Annotated in this window: 12 protein-coding genes; 11 read left to right on the top strand and 1 reads right to left on the bottom strand. The window is 36.5% G+C overall.

The features are described from left to right. The first annotated feature begins 670 nt into the window (after positions 1-670). The 5 genes from AABD74_RS14575 (at position 671) to AABD74_RS14595 (ending at position 9,788) form a co-directional block, all read left to right on the top strand. Positions 671-2,389, top strand: coding sequence for an alpha-keto acid decarboxylase family protein (locus AABD74_RS14575; RefSeq protein WP_232678621.1), 1,719 nt, complete (start codon positions 671-673; stop codon positions 2,387-2,389). Positions 2,390-2,435: 46 nt separating this feature from the next. Then, positions 2,436-4,430: a hypothetical protein gene (locus AABD74_RS14580; protein ID WP_406843318.1), complete on the top strand. Its 1,995-nt coding sequence runs from the start codon at positions 2,436-2,438 to the stop codon at positions 4,428-4,430. A gap of 467 nt (positions 4,431-4,897) precedes the next feature. Beyond that, complete coding sequence (locus AABD74_RS14585) at positions 4,898-7,897, top strand: SusC/RagA family TonB-linked outer membrane protein (RefSeq protein ID WP_406843319.1); 3,000 nt, start codon at positions 4,898-4,900, stop codon at positions 7,895-7,897. Positions 7,898-7,908: 11 nt separating this feature from the next. Beyond that, on the top strand, positions 7,909-9,510 hold the full coding sequence (locus tag AABD74_RS14590; protein ID WP_232678612.1) for a RagB/SusD family nutrient uptake outer membrane protein: 1,602 nt from the start codon (positions 7,909-7,911) through the stop codon (positions 9,508-9,510). A gap of 134 nt (positions 9,511-9,644) precedes the next feature. Continuing rightward, a complete protein-coding gene (locus AABD74_RS14595; RefSeq protein WP_406843320.1) occupies positions 9,645-9,788 on the top strand; it encodes a hypothetical protein in 144 nt (47 codons plus the stop codon). A 236-nt stretch (positions 9,789-10,024) separates the two neighbouring features. Here the strand turns inward: AABD74_RS14595 and AABD74_RS14600 are convergent, their stop codons facing one another. After that, the gene (locus AABD74_RS14600; protein WP_232678610.1) at positions 10,025-10,867 is read right to left on the bottom strand and encodes an AraC family transcriptional regulator; all 843 of its coding nucleotides are present in this window, start codon (positions 10,865-10,867) and stop codon (positions 10,025-10,027) included. 136 nt (positions 10,868-11,003) lie between these two features. Here AABD74_RS14600 and AABD74_RS14605 point away from each other — a divergent pair, with 136 nt between their 5' ends. From AABD74_RS14605 to AABD74_RS14630, 6 genes are all read left to right on the top strand, one after another. Then, positions 11,004-11,918 (top strand): dihydrodipicolinate synthase family protein, encoded by a 915-nt coding sequence (locus AABD74_RS14605; protein WP_232678608.1) that lies wholly within the window; start codon positions 11,004-11,006, stop codon positions 11,916-11,918. A gap of 20 nt (positions 11,919-11,938) precedes the next feature. Then, complete coding sequence (locus AABD74_RS14610; protein ID WP_406843321.1) at positions 11,939-13,507, top strand: aldehyde dehydrogenase (NADP(+)); 1,569 nt, start codon at positions 11,939-11,941, stop codon at positions 13,505-13,507. 3 nt (positions 13,508-13,510) lie between these two features. Beyond that, complete coding sequence (locus AABD74_RS14615; protein ID WP_232678604.1) at positions 13,511-14,521, top strand: 4-hydroxyproline epimerase; 1,011 nt, start codon at positions 13,511-13,513, stop codon at positions 14,519-14,521. 74 nt (positions 14,522-14,595) lie between these two features. Next, a complete protein-coding gene (locus tag AABD74_RS14620) occupies positions 14,596-15,831 on the top strand; it encodes an NAD(P)/FAD-dependent oxidoreductase (protein WP_406843322.1) in 1,236 nt (411 codons plus the stop codon). 250 nt (positions 15,832-16,081) lie between these two features. After that, on the top strand, positions 16,082-17,497 hold the full coding sequence (locus AABD74_RS14625; protein ID WP_406843323.1) for an APC family permease: 1,416 nt from the start codon (positions 16,082-16,084) through the stop codon (positions 17,495-17,497). Between the two features lie 289 nt (positions 17,498-17,786). Further along, entirely contained in the window at positions 17,787-20,036 is a 2,250-nt protein-coding gene (locus AABD74_RS14630) for a DPP IV N-terminal domain-containing protein (RefSeq protein ID WP_406843324.1), read from the top strand. Positions 20,037-20,047: the final 11 nt, after the last annotated feature.

The following is a 20,047-nucleotide window of genomic DNA, read 5'->3' on the forward strand; positions in this document are numbered from 1 at the left end:
TTGAATCATTATTTGAATTTTAGGATATTGCTCTGCGAAAGTAATAAGGCAGTTTTTTAAGAGTCATAAAAAATAAAGTCAAACGGACAATTTTGCGGGTGAACCGTTACATAAAGTAAAAAGACGTCTTAAATAGGCAATCAATAACAGGAAAATTATTTTAAGAAAAGGATTGTTATTGCTTAATCTGTTTTTTGTATATATAATCCATAATCTTCACACTGAAACCCATTGTTATTGCGGTTTTTTTGTTTTTATATCATTTTGAAATAATGTGGTTTTACTTCATTTATATGTTGTTAATTATTTGTTTTTCAGGTTGTTGTGTTGTTGTTCAAACGGAGTGTATTTCAATAAAATGAATACTTCAAAATGCAGAGAAATGATCTTATGCTTTTATTTTGACCTCTCATGGATAAAAATCCCGCACTCGTGCCTTTTTTTTAATTTGAACTATGGCGGCATACTAATTTTATTACAGAAATGATATAAGAAGCGTAAGTAAAGTGTGTCCCTGAAATCACTTTAATAAAAGAACGTAACTAACCTGAAAAAACATAACAAAATAGAAAATTTAAACGGTTTACAACAGCAAACATATTCATATCAGGCTCAACAAGCAGCAATAGTAATTCCAGATATTATAACTCCTAATTTAGAATAGCAAAAAATGAAACCTACAAAAGAATTTACAGTTGCAGATTATCTGCTTACCCGGCTCAAACAATTAAATGTTACCGAAGTTTTTCAGATTCCGGGCGATTATGTAAAACATTTTACACAAGCTCTGGAAGATTTTGATGGAATTGAAACCATTGGAACTTCAAACGAATTGGACGCGTCTTATGCGGCAGACGCTTACGCACGTACCAGAGGTTTAGCTGCCGTATCTTTACAATACGGCGTAAGTACTTTTAGTGCACTAAATGCTATTGCAGGAGCTTATGTAGAACGCAGCCCTGTTGTTGTAATTAGTGCCACGCCCGGAGCCGATGCAAGGCAAATTGGGAGTATGTACAATGTTCTTTACCATCACTCTACAGGTAATCTTAACGCAGATCAGGAAGTTTATGAAAGAGTAACTGTTGCTGCCGAGACCCTGAGTACTTCTGCAGGTGCACCTGAAAAAATCGATAAATTACTTATCGCAGCACTTACACACCAGCGACCTGTGTACATAGCATGCTATAAAGAGGTGTGGGGCGAACCTTGCCCTAAACCTTCTAATAAAAAACTGGAGGCCGAAATAATAAAGAGTGAAGCAGCAGCACTTGAAAATGCTGTTTCTCAGGCCTGGACCCAAATTAGTCAGGCCAAAACACCTATAATTTTTGCAGGTGTAGAGCTTTTACGACATAAGTTAACCAAGCAATTAGAAGAACTTATTAAAGCAAGCGGAATGTTGTACACTACAACTTCACTTGGAAAAACGGTGCTGGATGAGAAAGGCGATAAATTTATAGGTACCTATTCTGATCAGGCCTCAATACCAGAAGTTATAAAAGTGGTCGAAGCTTCAGACTGTATTTTATCTTTAGGAACTATTATTACCGATGATTATTTATGGCTGGTAGAAAATAAATTTTCGGATATGATTCAGATTACTACTCAGGAAACAAGGGTTGGTTATTTTACCTATTCGAATGTAACTTTAAAAGATTTCATCGAAGCCTTAACAGAACGTTTTAAAAAAGCTTCGGGATATCCTTTAAAAACAGTAGCTCCTGCTCAGCCAAAATTCCCGGAACCATGGCGATCCAACTCAGATCCTAAATATGATAAAACTCCGGAAGTAATAACATTTAACCGTTTTTTTGAGCATGCAGCATTATTTCTGCAAAAGCAAAAAATGATGGACGATATTGTAATGACTTTTGGTGTAAGTTCATCAATGTACGTAGCTACCAATATTTACGGATTATCTCAAAACGCATATATTTCTTCGGCTGCCTGGCAGTGTATTGGTTTTGAAACTGGTGCAGCTTCTGGAGCTCAGCTTGGGAGTGGTAAACAAGTCTGGACTGTAGCCGGTGACGGCGGTTTTATGATGATTGCACAATCACTTTCGACCCTTGTAAAATACAACATCAATTCCGTAATTTTTGTAATGAGCAATGGAGTATACGCAATTGAGCAAGTATATGTAGACATGGACTCGTTTAAGGCAGGCCCATCTCATAAATTTGACGAATTTGATATTCTTCCAAAATGGGATTATCAGGCACTTGCCAAAGCATTTGGAGCAAACAGTTACCGCGCTGAAACAGTTACTGAGTTAGACGAAGTACTGCTAAAACTTAAGAAAAAAACAAATCTGCCAACCTTGGTAGAAATTGTGATTCCTCAAAAAGATCTGGCACAACAAATGGCAAGACTGGGAAATGAATAAAAATGATTATCTATAAAACGACTAAAAAATCTAAAAGCATACTATCATGAGCAAAAAAACATACTCTATTTTTGGAGCAGGTGCTGCAGGACTTTATACTGCATGGAGATTACTTGATGGAAAATCTAAAAACGAAAAAAATCAAAAAATGCTCGTTAAGGGCGATGTTTTAGAACTCTACGACTGGGGAAAATACGATTTTTCTAAAAAAAATCCAGGAACAAGAGAACCGGGCGCACGTGTTTGTACATGGCATTATAAAGACAACAAAGACAATTCATACCTGGAATTGGGCGGTATGAGATATTTATATTGGGATGGCACTCCTCAGGGGCCAGGACATCGTTTAGTGACTAAAACGATAGAAGAACTTGATTTAAAGAAAGATTCAATTCCGTTTAATGAGTCAGCAGATCCTTTAATGTCTTTGCGTTCTAAAAACATGTATATCTCAGATATCAATTCTAACCAGCCAGCGCCGTATTTCGCAAACAATTATGCTCAGGATGCCCCGCCAGATGATGGTTTTACAACTATACAATCTGTAGCGATCACACAAACATCCGGGCCAACAACCCGAAGAGAGTGGTGCAGATTTTATGAAGAAGGAAGAATCAATATTGACATGCCTGATAGTTCGATCTTTCAAAAAGGAGACTTGTTAAAAGAAATTGGATATTGGAACCTGGGCTATGATATGCTTGGACAAGAAGGATTTAGTTATTTATCTGATGGTAATGGCTATAGTTCAAACGTAGTAAACAGCAATAGCGCCCAGTCATTTAATGTCAATGATGAGTTTCTTCCGGGAACAGAATATAAAACTTTAATAAAAGGATATTCCAGCTTATTTGACAGCTTATTTGAAGAAGTTGAAAAATTAGCAAAAGAAAAAGGAATCACTCTAAATTATTATCCAAATGTTAGGCTGCGTTCTATTTTGCACACCAAATCAGGAGTGAATTTTACAACTGCAACACGCAAAGATCCAGATGCACTTGCAGAAAGAAAAAAATGTGATGCAGCATTTCTTGCTATGCCAAGAGCAGCCATTGAATTAGTAGCACAGGCAACCAGATACAGTGATGAGGAAGGAATGGATGTATTAAATCATGAAAAAGTACAGTTGTATTTAGAGTCTGTATTAATGGAGCCTTCATACAAAATAGGTATGTTTTTCGATACACCCTGGTGGAGAACAACCGAAGCCGGAAGCCCAACTTATCCTGCTAAACTAACAAGTTATTTCTTAACACAAGAAGGAATTGAGAAATTAAGAAAAGAGGGTTTTCCTTCTAACTATCTTAAAAAAATAGAATCGGCAAAAAATCCAGTTATAATTAGTAATTCGTTTAACGATAAGGCAAGCTTTATTGCTGCTGTAGAAAACGCAGTCGAGGAACGTTTGACTTTTAAACAAGAAAAACAAATTTCGACCGTAGCCGAATTAGATACTATTGGGCCAAGTATAACAGATATGCCTATCCGACAAGTAGTTTATTTTGGTGATAATGCCAGAGACGGAAAAGGAAAAAAAGTATACGGTATTTTGGCCAGTTATGATGATATTCTATACGCAACATTCTGGAAAGCATTAGAACTTGGGCCAGATGCAACACGTAAAATTCCTGAATCAAGAGATTTACAGCCGCTCGAAGGGCCAAGAGAAGCTACTCCCGTAATGGTAAAAATGCTTCGCTCACAATTAGCGTCATTGCATTTTGGGCCACAGGCTGATTATTCGTATGTGCCTGAACCTTTGGAAACGAGATACATGGATTGGTCACTTCCCCCTTTCAATGCAGGGTATCATGCCTATAAATCGCATTATAATTTGGGTGATGTGCAAAGAAAAATTAGAAAACCTTCACAGCTTGTACCAAAAACAGATTGCGAAATTTTTATCGTTGGAGAAACATATTCAAACGATCAGGCCTGGGTAGAAGGTGCATTTTGTACTGCCGAATCTGTTTTGAATGATTTCTTCGGTATCGAACCTATTATTGACGAAAAATACTATCCATTTATCAGTCCGGAATAATTTACTTTAATCAAATACAACAAATTATTTTTCCTCATTTTAGATGTAAATTGAAAACTGCTGGAATAATTAAAATAAGGAAGCAGTAAGGAGGGGAAAAAAAAGCTTTCACATATCTGTGAAAGCTTTTTTTAATTTGAAAAATACATAACCTGTCATTTAGTACCATTATTGTATCTTTTTATGCATGACAGTCAATGACAGCAATTTTTTATGCTTATTATTAATCCACAATTTAAAAGAGCAGTCTATTAATTTAATATTCTTAATTTGAGTTAAAAATTATGTATGTGCTAAAATTATTTGTTGTTTATTGAGAAAATAAACACATTTTAGTTAATAAGAATGGTTTAGTGCAAAAAACGGATAATATAGTATTAGCATGTGGTAATATAAGCATTTTTGATAGCTCACATTTAACATAATTTTACAAGTGTTAATAATACACTAACCAATATTGTAAAATTATGAAACCAGCCAACCATGCTTTAAAAGGTATTGCAGCATCTTGTTACAGAGACAAAATGCTCTTTACAATTTTATTTTTGTTTGTTGTTTTTAACTCTTTTTCTCAGCAGAGAATCAGCGGAAAGATCACTGACACCAATAATCTTCCTCTTCCTGGAGTATCAGTTTTAGAGAAAAATACAACTAATGCTGCAGCAAGTGATTTCGACGGAAACTTTGAAATAGTTACTAAAGGAAATAATGCCATTTTAGTTTTTTCTTATTTAGGACTTAAAACAAAAGAAATAAAACTAGACGGCAAAAAGGTTCTGAATGTTGTTTTAGAATCAGATGTAAATGAATTATCTGAAGTTGTTTTAATTGGATACGGAACTCAAAAAAGAGGTGAAGTAACCAGTGCGGTAGCAACTGTAAAAGCTAAAGACTTTACTCAGGGTGCTGTTCGCGACGCTTCTGAATTAATAAAAGGAAAAGTTGCCGGTTTAAGCATCTCAAACGGATCAGGAGATCCTTCTGCAAGTCCTTCTGTTTCTTTACGTGGAATATCATCTTTACAGGGAGGAACTTCTCCGCTTGTTTTGATCAATGGAATTCCGGGGAGTTTAAACAGTGTAGCTCCTGAAGAAATTGCCTCAATTGATGTGCTTAAGGATGCATCAGCGGCAGCTATTTACGGAACCAGAGGAGCAAATGGAGTTATCCTGATTACTACCAAAACAGTTGATAAGGATATAGAAACAACGCTGACTTTTAATCAATACACCGCCTTATCTAATTTTAGCCGAAAAGCCGATTTTATAAATGCCGCAGAAATGAGGCAATTATTAGCCGACGGTGTTAAAATGCCTTTTAAAGATGAGGGATATACAACAGACTGGTTAGACGAGATTTCAAGAACAGGTGTTACCCTAAATAATAACCTGGGATTAAAAGGCGGAAATGCAAAGTCTAATTATGTAGCCAATATAAATTACATTACACAGGAAGGAACTTTTAAAAAATCGTACAATGATGAGTTCAGGGTATCATTTGACGGAAACCATTCTATGTTTGATAATTTATTGAAGATCAACTTAAACTTATTAAGCGGAAGACAAAAAATGGGTGCACTGGGTGATGGAAGATCTTTTAACAGTAACATTTATAGACAGGCGCTAATCAGAAATCCTACAGACAGACCTCAAAATGATGATGGAACCTGGACACAGACTGACAGATTTCAATATTCAAATCCGGTAGCTATGATTGAAGAAGCTGATGGAATAATCGAAAATGACTGGACCCGATTAAGCTCTACAATCACACTGAATCTTTTACCGGGATGGGAAAACAAGCTTTTACTGGCAACACAAAGAAATACTAGTTTTACTGGTTATTCTGAAAGTAAAAAGCATTATTCAAATACCAATCAGGGACGAAACGGATTTGCTTCAAGGGGATCAAGTGAGAGCCAGACTGATAACCTGGAGTTTACCTCCAGATATGCTAAAACATTAGGAAACCATAATTTTAGTGTTTTAGGAGGATATAGTTATCAGTACAATTCTAATGAAGGATTCTGGGCAAATAACTTTGATTTCCCGACAGATGCTTATTCATATTATAATTTAGGAGCAGGTAAAGCACTAAAAGACGGACTTGCCGGAATGGGCAGTTATAAAAACGACAATACGTTAGTAGGTTTTTTTGGAAGAGCAAGTTACGGTTATGATAATAAATACCATTTACTTGCCAGTGTGAGAAGAGAAGGCTCGTCTAAATTTGGTACAAACTACAAATGGGGAACTTTTCCTTCTGTATCTGCCGGATGGACAATCAGTAACGAATCATTTTTAAAAAATCTTAGTTTTATTAATAATTTGAAATTTCGTGCAGGATACGGAGAAACAGGTATAATTCCGAGTGACTCTTATTTATCGCAGACATTATATAAATATGAAGGATATTTTTATAATAACGGAGAGTGGGTTCAGGGATTAGAACCTGCAAGTAATCCAAATCCTGATTTGCGCTGGGAAAAAACACAGGAGCTGAACCTTGGGGTCGATTTTTCATTCTTTAACAGCAGACTAAGCGGAAGTGTTGATGTTTATAACAAAAAAACAAAAGATATGTTATGGAATTACAGTGTTCCAACACCTCCATATTTATATCCAAGTATCACCGCAAATGTTGGGAAAATGGAAAACAAAGGAATTGAGGTACTGTTGAACATAGTGCCGGTAAGAACCAAAGATTTTGAATGGACATCGACAATGACCTTTTCTCACAACAAAAATAAGCTGACAAGTTTATCAAATGATTTATATGAGATAGAAGGAAACTTTATTAATGTTGGAGATGCGGGAGATCCAATTTCGTTTTCAACGCATCGATTAGAAGTCGGGCAGTCAATAGGAAATTTCTGGGGATTAAAATCAGTTGATATTACAGATGACGGGAAATGGATTATTGAAACGAAAGACGGTACAAGAAAAACACTAACGCCTGATTTATACAATGACGAAAACAAACAATACTTAGGAAACGGTATTCCGGCTTATTATACAGGATGGACCAATACGTTCAGATACAAGAATTTTGATTTAGGAGTAATCCTAAATGGAGCATACGATTTTCAAATCTTAAACTTCCAGCGTATGTTTTATGAAAATCCAACTATTAACTATAATATGCTGACTTCTGCGCATGATAAAGTGTATGGAAAAACGCAGCTTAATTATTCTCAGACCTATGTGAGTTATTATATAGAAGATGGCGATTACGTTAAACTTGACAATGTTACTTTAGGCTATACTTTCGACCTTAAAAGCCTGAAATTTATCAGTTCGGCAAGAATATATGCGTCAGGATCAAATCTGGCTACAATTACAGGCTATAAAGGAATTGATCCTGAGATCATAAGAAATTCTGACGAAATCTTATCATCAGGAAACGACGGACGTGACAAATATCCGTCAAGCCGCACCTTTACACTAGGAATTAATATAACCTTTTAATAAGCAGTATTATGAAAAAGTTAAACAAAAAATATAAAATAGCACTATTATCTGTATTGCTTTCATGTGCCGCATGTACAGATCTGGATGAAACGATATACAGTGATATTTCAGCAGAAAAAACACAGCTTACTGCAGAAGATTTAACCAATATTATAGCTCCTGCATTTAGTAAATTCAGAGACGTATATTGGGGATGGAACGGACTTTTTGATCTTTACGAAGAGTCTTCAGATTTAATCGTAACACCTTTTAGAAACGGAATTGGCTGGGGAGATTTATACATCACCATGCACCTGCATACCTGGGGACCAACTTTAGGACATATTGATGGTTTATGGTTCAACGCTTATGCCGGTATAAACAGTGCCAACAGAGCTATTTACCAGATTGAGAATTTAGAGGGAATTGAAAACAAACAAGTTTATATCAATGAACTCAGAGCTTTAAGAGCCACTTATTATTATTTACTGTATGATAATTTTAGAAGAGTTCCGTTAGTAACCACTTACGATCTGCCTGCGGGTTATTTGCCAACGCAGAATACAGATAAAGAAGTTTATGATTTTATCGAAAAAGAATTACTGGAAACAATACCTACCTTAAGTGAAGCCAATACACAGGCCACTTACGGAAGAGTAACAAAATGGGCTGCAAAAATGACACTGGCCAAACTATACCTGAACTCTGAAGTATATCAGGGAACTGCAAAATGGACACAGGCTTTAAGTCAGGTAAATGATATCATTGACAGCGGTAAATTTAGTTTAGCGTCTAATTATTCAGATCCGTTTGTAATCAAAAATGAAGGATCAGTCGAAGAGATATTTTCGATTCCGTTTGATGATAAATTTGCAGGAGGCTCTTATTATCCTTATAAAACCTTATATGCCGCAAGTCAGAGTACATTTGAATTATCAGGAACGCCTTGGGGCGGGAGCGGTGGAATTCCTCAGTTTATTGATACTTACGACGTAGATGACCAGCGTTTAAAAGATTCCTGGCTGGGAGGTTTACAATTTACGAAATCTGGAGAGCCTTTAATTTTAGAAAGCGGCCAGCAATTAAACTATATCAATTATATGTCTGATGTAAACGGAACAGAATACAATGAAGGATATCGTTTTGTAAAATATGAAATTGGTTCAGGAACAGTTGGCGGAAGTGCAAATGATGTACCTTTTTACAGATATACAGATGCTTTAATGATTAAGGCAGAATGTTTATTACGAACAGGAAACGCAGCAGGAGCCGCATCCATAGTAACAGAGATCAGACAAAGAGCATTTAAAAGAACAGACCCTGATAAAGCGGCCGTTTCGGGAGCGAAATTACTAGGAGGAAGCGTTTACAAGTACGGTGCCTATGCAAACGGACAGATTACAAACCTTGAAGGCGGAAGTGATATTCAATACGGTGGTTTCCTTGATGAATTAGCATGGGAATTTGTGGGAGAACATCATAGAAAACAAGATTTGATAAGATTTGGGGTATACACTAAAAAATCATGGTTTTCGCATAAACCAAATGGTGAATTTAGAATTGTGTTTCCAATTCCGCAAAGTCAAATGGATTCGAACCACAATTTAACCCAAAATGAAGGATATAATTAAAAAATGAATATAGAAAATCGTTTTTGAGTGAAAATATAAGGTTGCAAGTTGGTTACTTGTAAGTGTTGGAAAAGCTATCCCTGATAATAACGGGGATGGCTTTTCATTTTTTCTAAATTTTAAAAAATAATGATATGGTATATAAAGTACTGCTAAAAGCAATAAAGATTAGTCTGGTTTTGATGATCTGCCAAATATCAATCTCTTGTAAAACAACAGATAAAACAGCAAACAGAGAAATTAAAATGCAGTATTCAGCTGTTTTTGAAAATTTTTAATCTCGTAAAGACGCAAAGTTTTTTTAATTACCTCCTGCTTTAGCTGGAGGGACACAAAGTTTTTTTAATTGCCTCCTGCTTTAGCTGGAGGAAAAATAAGGTCAACTAGAAAGGCTTTAGCCAAAACTTTTTTTTGGCTAAAGCCTTTTTTAAACAATCATAGGTACCTCCAGCTAAAGCAGGAGGCAATTCAATAAAAAATTCTAAATCTGCGTGAAAAAAAATAGATCAATAAATTAAAACTGCGCACGATAATGAGATGGAGATATACCTTTTAACTCCTTAAATTTTCTGTTGAAATTAGCTATATCCTGAAATCCGCAGAGTTCAGATATAGACGAAATAGAGAGGTCCTTTTTATTGTGCAGCAGTTTACAAGCATTTTCAATTCTGATTTCAATCAAAAACTGAAAAAACGTTTTATTGGTACGCTTTTTAAAATAACGGCAAAAAGCATTTTTACTCATATTTGCTTTATCCGCAACTTCTTCCAGAGTAATATTCTGGTGGTAAAACTCAACCGCATATTCAAAAACAGCACTCATTCGTCTTCCTTCATCATCAGTATATTTTTTCCTGTAAACAAAAGAAGAAAGAGGTGTTTTCTCTGAAGAAATAATAATGTTTATAATTTTTAGGAAAGAAGCAATGCGCTGTATTTTATTCTGCTTTTTTAGCTTGGCAAAATGATGTGTAATTTTCTTTTGATTCGACAGGATTTTCACTCCATATTCTGATTCCTTAAAAAAATCCTCGACACTGCTCATATCATTCAGGCTGAAAAAATCTTTTCCAAAAGAAGTTTTCGTAAAAAATAAAGTCAGCATTATAGACTCCGGGCTTGCTTCAACATTACTTCTAAAAACATGAGGCAGATTTTCACCAATTACCAATATATCCCCCTCCTTATAATCATTAATAGAATCCCCAACGATCAGTGTACCGGAACCTTTTACAATATAGCTGATCTGAATTTCTTCATGCTGATGCAGCTGATCGTAAAAAACGCGCTCAATATCTTCCTGATAGATAAGAGCTTCTCTCTCGGTTTTTGGTATTTTAAAGGGTAAGATTTTCAAGGTTTGTTTTTTGGATATGTAAATATTATCAAAAAAATCAGATTATACAATAGATGTGGTAATATAGTCCTGATATAGGTTAATAATGACAAAGACGCCTTTTTGTTTAAGTTTTATTTTTGATAAAAATTAAGATATGAAGATAAACTGGGAAGGCGTAATGCCAGCTGTAACGACTAAGTTTACAGCAGAAGGTCAACTGGACCTCGTAATGTTCGAGAAAAATATTAAAGCGCAGATTGATGCCGGAGTTAATGGAATTATATTAGGCGGAACCCTTGGTGAAGCCAGTACCTTAACTAAGGAAGAAAAAGAAGTTTTAATAAATACCACTCTAAGAATAGCAGAGGGAAAAATTCCGGTTATCGTAAATATTGCAGAGCAGACAACAAGCGAAGCAGTAACTTTAGCAAAACGAGCTGAAGAATTGGGTGTAAATGGTTTAATGTTACTGCCGCCAATGCGCTATAAAGCAACAGATCACGAGACGGTAGTGTATTTTAAAGAGATTGCAAAAAGTACTTCATTACCTATTATGATTTACAATAATCCGGTTGATTACAAAATAGAGGTAACGCTGGATATGTTTGAAGAACTTTTAAAACTCGAAAATATTCAGGCTGTAAAAGAATCTACTCGTGATATCAGCAATGTGGTAAGAATAAGAAACCGTTTTGGAAACCGCTTAAAAGTGCTTTGCGGTGTTGATACATTAGCCCTCGAAAGTTTAGTAACAGGAGCCGATGGATGGGTAGCAGGTTTAGTAGTAGCCTATCCGGCAGAAACTGTAGCCATTTACAAATTAGTAAAAGCCGGTAGAGTGAATGAAGCCGTAGACATTTACAGATGGTTTATGCCATTATTAGAACTGGACATTTCCCCGCAATTGGTACAAAACATAAAACTTGCAGAAGTAGCAACCGGACTGGGGACAGAAAATGTAAGAGCACCAAGACTTCCTTTACAGGGAACTGAAAGAGAACGTGTTTTGTCTATTATTGATCTTGCAATGAAAAACAGACCCGTTTTACCAGAATACAAAACTATTTAAGTAAACTTGAAAAGAAAGCGATGACTACAGGAAAAAACTATATTGGAGACGTGCTTTCCGCAAAAGGCAAAAAGACATTTAAAACCATAAATCCGGAGCTCAATATAGAAAATGAAACCGTTTTTTATGAAGCTGCAGAAGACGAAATAAATCAGGCCGTACTTTTAGCCGAAGAAGCATTCAAAACTTACAGTAAAACAGCAGACGCTGAAAAAGCTGATTTTCTGGATGCTATTGCCGAAGAAATAGAAGCATTAGGCGAAGAACTGTTAACAACCTATATTCAGGAATCAGGGCTTCCGGCTGGCAGGGCAAATGGAGAACGTGCCAGAACAACAGGACAGTTAAAAGCTTTTGCAGCAATGCTTCGGGAAGGTTCCTGGGTCGAAGCCATTATCAACAAAACTGAAGGAAAACCAGACATCCGCCGATTGCAGATTCCAATAGGACCTGTCGTTGTATTTGGAGCCAGTAATTTTCCGCTCGCTTTTTCTACCGCCGGAGGTGATACAGCAAGTGCATTAGCAGCTGGCTGCCCTGTAATTGTAAAATCACATCCGCTTCATGCCGGAACAGGTGAATTAGTAGCTTCTGCCATTATAAAAGCCGCTAAACGAACCGGAATGCCAAATGGCGTTTTTTCAAACCTTAACAGCAGCGGAATCGAAGTTGGAAAAACCTTAGTAGAACATCCGTCTGTAAAAGCAGTTGGTTTTACAGGAAGTATAAAAGGAGGAACGGCACTTTGTAAAATTGCAGCCGGCAGACCATTACCAATTCCGGTTTACGCCGAGATGGGAAGTATAAACCCTGTTTTGGCCTTACCTTCAGCCTTAAAAACAGACAGTGAAAAATGGGCAAAAAATTATGCAGCATCCATTACTGCAGGTACAGGACAATTTTGTACCAATCCGGGGCTTATTTTAGGGATCGACAGTGAGGAATTAAACCATTTTTTCTCTATTTTAGCAAGAGAGACAGATTTGTCAGAGCCATCGTGTATGCTTCATCCGGCAATTAAAAGCCAATATGAAAATCTTAAATCAGAAGTTCTTGAACAAGAAGGATATACACAGCAGACCACTTTACAAAAAGAGGTAAAACCAAATTATGCCGTACAAAATATTATAGCTGTAGATGGAGATACTTTTTTAAAAAACAAAACATTCCATAAGGAAGTTTTTGGTCCATTTTCAGTTTTGGTTAAATGCAGGGATATAAAACAGCTCAACGAAATTATTCAGGATCTGGAAGGTCAGCTTACAGGAACCGTTTTAAATTCAGACTTACAGGAATGGGAAGATTTTAAAGAAGTAATCGAAAATCTTAAAAATAAAGTAGGGCGTTTAATATTTAATAATGTCCCGACAGGGGTTGAGGTCTGCTCAGGAATGACACACGGAGGCCCGTTTCCTGCCAGTTCAGACAGCAAATTTACATCAGTAGGATTAACAGCAGTAAAAAGATGGGTGCGTCCCGTAACATTTCAGGACTGGCCGGATCAATTGCTGCCGGAGGCACTGCAGGATAAAAATCCGTTACGTATTAACAGAACAGTAAACGATATATTAACCCAGAATCCTATTTAGTTTATGCCAAAAAAAACATTTTTTTGCGTTGATGCACATACCTGCGGAAATCCTGTAAGAGTAGTAGCCGGAGGCGGTCCAAACCTCGTTGGAAACAATATGAGCGAAAAACGCCAGCACTTTTTAAAAGAATACGACTGGATTCGAAAAGGACTTATGTTTGAACCCAGAGGTCATGACATGATGAGCGGCAGCATTTTATATCCGCCAAGCAATCCTGAAAATGATTTCGGAATCCTGTTTATCGAAACATCAGGCTGTCTCCCTATGTGCGGCCACGGAACCATTGGAACCATAACCATTGCTATAGAAGAAGGATTGATAGTACCAAAAATTCCCGGAAAAATAAAAATGGAAGCCCCGGCAGGTTTAGTGCAGATAGAATATCAGCAGACCGGGAAAAAAGTCGACTGGGTACGTTTAACCAACGTAAAATCATATCTGGCTGCCGAAGGCCTGACGGTTGACTGTCCTGAATTAGGCGAAATAGTGTTTGATGTAGCGTATGGCGGGAATTATTATGCGATTGTCGATCCGCAGCAGCATTTTTCAGGCATTCAGGATTTTACAGCAGGAAAAATTGTGCAGTACAGTCAGGAAGTCCGCAAAAGCATCAATAAGAAATATCCCAATCTCTTCATTCATCCCGAAAATGATACGATTCGTGATGTAAGCCATATGTTATGGACGGGTGATCCTATTGATCCCGCTTCATCAGGGCGAAATGCCGTTTTTTACGGAGATAAAGCAATTGACCGTTCACCATGCGGAACCGGAACTTCGGCAAGAATAGCGCAGCTGCATGCAAAAGGAAAACTAAAAAAAGGAGAACAATATATCCATGAAAGCTTTATAGGAAGCAAATTTATTGGCAAAGTAGAAGAAGAAACTTCAATAGGCGATATCAAAGCCATTGTACCAAGCATTCAGGGCTGGGCAAAAGTGTACGGTTATAACAACATCATCATTGATGAAGATGATGATCCCTATGCTTTTGGATTTCAGGTAATTTAGAAAAAAGAGTACGATCAAAAATTCATTGGTTTACAAAAATCCTGGACCAATGAATTTTTAAATTTATAATATTAATGAAAAAAGTAAGTATAATAGGCGGAGGTATAATAGGATTGTGTTCAGCTTATTATTTAGCCAAAGAAGGATATGAAGTAGTAGTTTTTGATAAATCAGATATGAATGACGGCTGTTCATATGGTAACGCCGGAATGATTGTCCCTTCTCATATAATTCCGCTGGCACAACCCGGAATGATTGCCCAGGGCATAAAATGGATGTTTGACAGTCATAGTCCGTTTTATGTTAAACCCCGCTTAAATTTAGATTTAATGAAATGGGGACTTCAGTTTTATAAACATGCCAATTATAAACATGTCGAAAAAGCAATGCCCGCACTTCGGGATTTGTCGCTTTTGAGCAAAGAACTATATCAGGATTTTGCCAGGCAGAACAGCTCTTTTTTTTATGAAGAAAAAGGACTTTTAATGTTGTTTAAAACTGATAAAACAGGTATAGAAATTGAACATGAAGGGATACTAGCTGAAAGATTAGGGCTTCAGGTTGATTTTCTTTCTAAAGCAGAAGTTTCCCAGCTGGAAAAAGGAACTGTAACAGATGTAATAGGAGGGGTTCATTATAAAAGCGATGCCCATATTTATCCGCAGAAATTCATGCAGTTTATAAAAGATGAATTAAACAGGATGAATGTAAAAATTGAACAGAATACGTCCGTTAACGATTTTGTTTTAAAGAATAACAAAGTCGCTGAAATTATAACAGATAAAGGCACTTTTACTACAGATGAGGTTGTTTTGGCTGCCGGATCGTGGAGTCCGTATATTGCCAGAAAACTTAATATAAATATCTCGATCCTGCCGGGAAAAGGATATAGTTTTACCTTAAAAGATCAGGAACATAAACCGTCGATTCCTTCTATTTTATGCGAAGGAAAAGTTGCTGTAACTCCTATGAATACCGATATTCGTTTTGGAGGAACAATGGAAATTACTCATACAAATGATATCAAAATCAATCAAAACAGGCTGCAGGGAATTGTAAATTCAATTAATGACTTCTATCCGGAGTTAAAAATTGAAATACCAAAAGAAGAAGATACCTGGTTTGGATTCAGACCTTGCACACCGTCAGGAATGCCGATAATAGCCAGAGATAAAAAACTTAAAAACCTGACAGTAGTAACAGGTCACGCCATGATGGGATTAAGCCTGGCTCCGGCAACAGGAAAAATAGTATCAGAGATTATTGCTGAGAAACCAGCTTCTGTAAATACGCAGATGTTTCAGCTCTAACAAAATCAGCTTCATTTTTATCATGAAGCTGATTTTTTTTGCTGTCAAATTAAGCTGCCGCGAATTACACGAATTTACACGAATTAAATTTATCGTCTGCCAAAATTTTCAGTCTTAAAACTATTGATTACAAATGAAATAATAACCAAACTCACAACTAAATTCAAAATATAAAACCTATTTCGAATTTCAATTATTCTTTGTAATCCTGATCAAAAACAACCAAAAAAACAACCAAACAAACCAAAAAATGAAAGACCAGAACCATGAAGAATTTAAAAAAGAATTAGGACTTCTCGACGGGACCATGCTTGTGGTAGGTTCCATGATTGGGTCGGGAATATTTATTGTCAGTGCCGATATCGCCAGACAGGTAGGATCTACGGGATGGCTTATATTAATATGGCTCATTTCCGGAATTATTACCATGATCGCTGCTGTAAGTTATGGAGAATTAAGCGCTATGTTTCCTAATGCCGGAGGTCAGTATGTGTATTTAAAAGAAGCCTATAATAAATTAATAGCATTCCTGTATGGCTGGAGTTTTTTTGCAGTCATTCAAACCGGAACCATTGCCGCTGTTGGCGTGGCCTTTTCAAAATTTACAGCCTATATTATTCCCGCAGTAAGTGACGAAAATATACTGTATGAAATAGGAAATTTTAAACTTAATGTAGCCCAGATCGTTTCGATCGTTACCATTTTTTTTCTAACCTATCTAAATACGCGCGGTGTAAAAAACAGCAAAATTCTACAGACAATCCTAACGATTATAAAGATTCTGTCCATTTCAGGATTAATCATCTTTGGGTTCACATTAGCGGCCAAAGCTTCTGTATGGAATGCCAACTGGCATGATGCCTGGACGCCGCATTCTTTTAATCTCGAAACTGCTTCGTGGATGCCTATTGGTACTACAGCTTTAATTTCGGGTATTTCAGCAGCAATGGTTGGAACCTTGTTTTCCAGTGATTCCTGGACCGGAGTAACTTTTATTGCAGGAGAAATCAAGAATCCTAAACGTAATGTAGGGTTAAGTATGTTTTTAGGAACCCTGATTGTAACAATCATTTATGTATTAACCAACCTGATGTATGTAGCAGTTATTCCGTTAAGCGAAATCGCCGCTGCAAAATCAGACAGGGTAGCAGTAGTGGCTTCACAGTATATTTTCGGAAATATCGGAACACTCATTATTGCACTTATGATTATGATTTCAACCTTTGCCTGCAATAACGGATTAATTATGGCGGGAGCCAGAGTATATTATACGATGGCAAATGACGGCTTGTTTTTTAAAAAAGCAGCCAGACTAAACCATCAAAGTGTTCCGGCATGGGCGCTTTGGGCACAATGTTTATGGGCTTCTGTATTATGTTTCACCGGTAAATACGGTGATTTATTAGACTTTGTAATTATCATCGTGCTTATTTTTTACATCCTCACGATTTTCGGAATTATCATTCTTCGAAAAAAACAGCCGGATACCGTTCGTCCTTATAAAGCAATTGGATATCCATTTTTACCCTTTTTATATATCCTGATTGCATCAGCGGTTTGTGTTTCGTTATTGTTCACCAAATTCTCGACCTGCGGCTGGGGCGTTTTAATTATGCTAATGGGAATTCCAATTTATTATTTTATTAAAGAGAAGGACCCGAATTAATAATTATATATTGTGACGTACCATGTAGAGACGCACAGCAGTGCGTCTAACGTCCGGTATATCAATAAATGTGAGGTGCGTCTCTAAGTGATGTGTCCTCTACACGCATCCAAAAATTTTCATTTATCCCTAAAAATGCAGTCAAAAACGATGTACGGTCCGGTTATTAGCATTTAATAACAAATTATTCTTCACATTGTAATTTCCAGGGATAATATAATATTAGTATATGTTAATATTAACCCAGCTAACTCAATAAATATTATATATTTTTATTCATATTTAAATTATGAAGACAACTGGCAAAAAAATAAGTGTATTTTTAACACTTTGGTGGTGTTTAATCAGTCAGGCCCAGGGTACGCTGAAAGACTATAAAAGAGCAAATGCGGTAGATTCTTTGTTTAAGAACAAAGTATTTAATGCTCCTAATGAATTTCATTGGATTGGGAATGATTATGTCTGGTATAGTAATAACATCGGGAAAGGGAAAGAATTTCTTTTGGCCGATGTTAAACAGCAGAAACAAGATCCAGCTTTTAACCATACTAAATTAGCACAGTCATTGTCAAAAATTATAGGAAAAGAAGTAAATGTAAATGAACTGCCAGTCGAAAATCTGGAATTTGATAAAACATTATCAACATTAACTTTTACAGCAGATTCACTTAAGCTTTCCTGCAATTTAAATACTTATGAACTGACAAAAGTTGGTGACTATAAAAAATCATTAAAAAAAGATGATTATTGGGGCGGAAATTTTGATGAATTAGGCAATAAACCTGTAGGTTCGCCGGATTCCTTATACATTGCATTTATTAAAAATTATAATCTGTATATAAAAAATAAAAAGACAAAAGCAGAAACCCAGTTAAGTTATGATGGTTCAAAAGGTTTTTTTTATTCTTCCTATATGCAGTGGTCGCCGGACAGTCAAAAAATAATGACTTATAAAGTCAGACCCGGCGAAGAGCATAAAATCTATTTTGTAGAATCAAGTCCGTCAGATCAGTTTCAGCCTAAATTACAAACCAGAGATTATTTAAAACCCGGAGATCAGCTTCCTTTTAAAAGTCCGCAGGTATTTATTATTGCTTCAAAAACACAAATTCCTGTTTCAACCGATTTATTTCAGCAGCAATACGATCTTTCAGAAATAGAATGGAAAGACGACAGCAGTGCTTTTACTTTTGAATACAATCAGAGAGGGCATCAGGTATACCGTGTTTTAGAAGTAAATGCTGCAACAGGGAAAGTTAAAGTTCTTATAGAAGAAACGAGCCCTACTTTTATAGAATACAGTGGAAAAAGATACCGTTATAACAGCAGAAAAAGCGGAGAAATCATTTGGGCTTCAGAGCGTGACGGATGGAATCATTTGTATTTATACGATGCCCTTACAGGTAAAGTAAAAAATCAGATAACAAAAGGGAACTGGCCTGTAAGAGAAGTAATTAAAATTGATGAAGAAAAAAAACAAATCTATTTTACCGCCAGTGGATTAGACAGCAGTCAGGATCCTTATTTACTGCATTTCTGCCGAATTGATTTTAATGGGAAAAACTTTAAAAGATTAACTACAGAAAATGGAAATCATAAAGTTACTTTTTCCCCGGATTATAAATATTACATAGATCAGTATTCAAGAGTTGATGCTGCGCCGGTTACAGTTTTAAAAAGTACAGAAACTCAAAAAACTATCCTGCCCCTGCAGGAGGCAGATATTTCTAAACTGCAGCAAACGGGCTGGACAGCACCGGAAGTTTTTACGGCAAAAGGCAGGGATGGCAAAACAGATATTTGGGGAGTAATTGTACGCCCGACAACTTTTGACCCCAATAGAAAATATCCTGTTATAGAATACATTTATGCAGGACCGCAGGATTCCTTTGTTCCAAAGAATTTTCAACCATATTACTGGGCAATGTCTTCTTTGGCAGAATTAGGATTTATTGTGGTTCAGATCGACGGAATGGGAACTTCAAACCGCTCTAAAGCTTTCCACGATGTATGCTGGAAAAATTTAAAAGACGGAGGTTTCCCGGATAGAAAACTCTGGATAAAAGCCGCCGCGGCTAAATATCCATATATGAATATTGATAAGGTTGGAATTCACGGAACATCGGCCGGAGGTCAAAATGCCGGAGCAGCTCTGGTTTTTAATTCAGATTTTTATGATGTTGCGGTAGCTTCCTGCGGCTGCCACGATAACCGAATGGATAAAATGTGGTGGAATGAACAATGGATGGGATATCCCGTAGGTGCTGAATATGAAGCCTGCTCCAATACGGCAAATGCAGCACAGCTAAAAGGAAACTTAATGCTCATTTTGGGTGAATTAGATGATAATGTTGATCCGGCTTCGACTATGCAGTTTGCCAATGCCTTAATAAAAGCCAATAAAAATTTTGAGCTCGTAATCGTTCCGGGAATGGGACATTCTGCCGGAGGTGATTATGGAGAACGCAAACGCCGTGACTATTTTGTAAAATATCTGCTGGGTGTTGTACCTCCGGCCTGGGAAGAAATTTACAAGTAAAAACATTAAAA

The organism is Flavobacterium soyae (genome assembly GCF_045348165.1).
Lineage (GTDB): Bacteria > Bacteroidota > Bacteroidia > Flavobacteriales > Flavobacteriaceae > Flavobacterium > Flavobacterium soyae.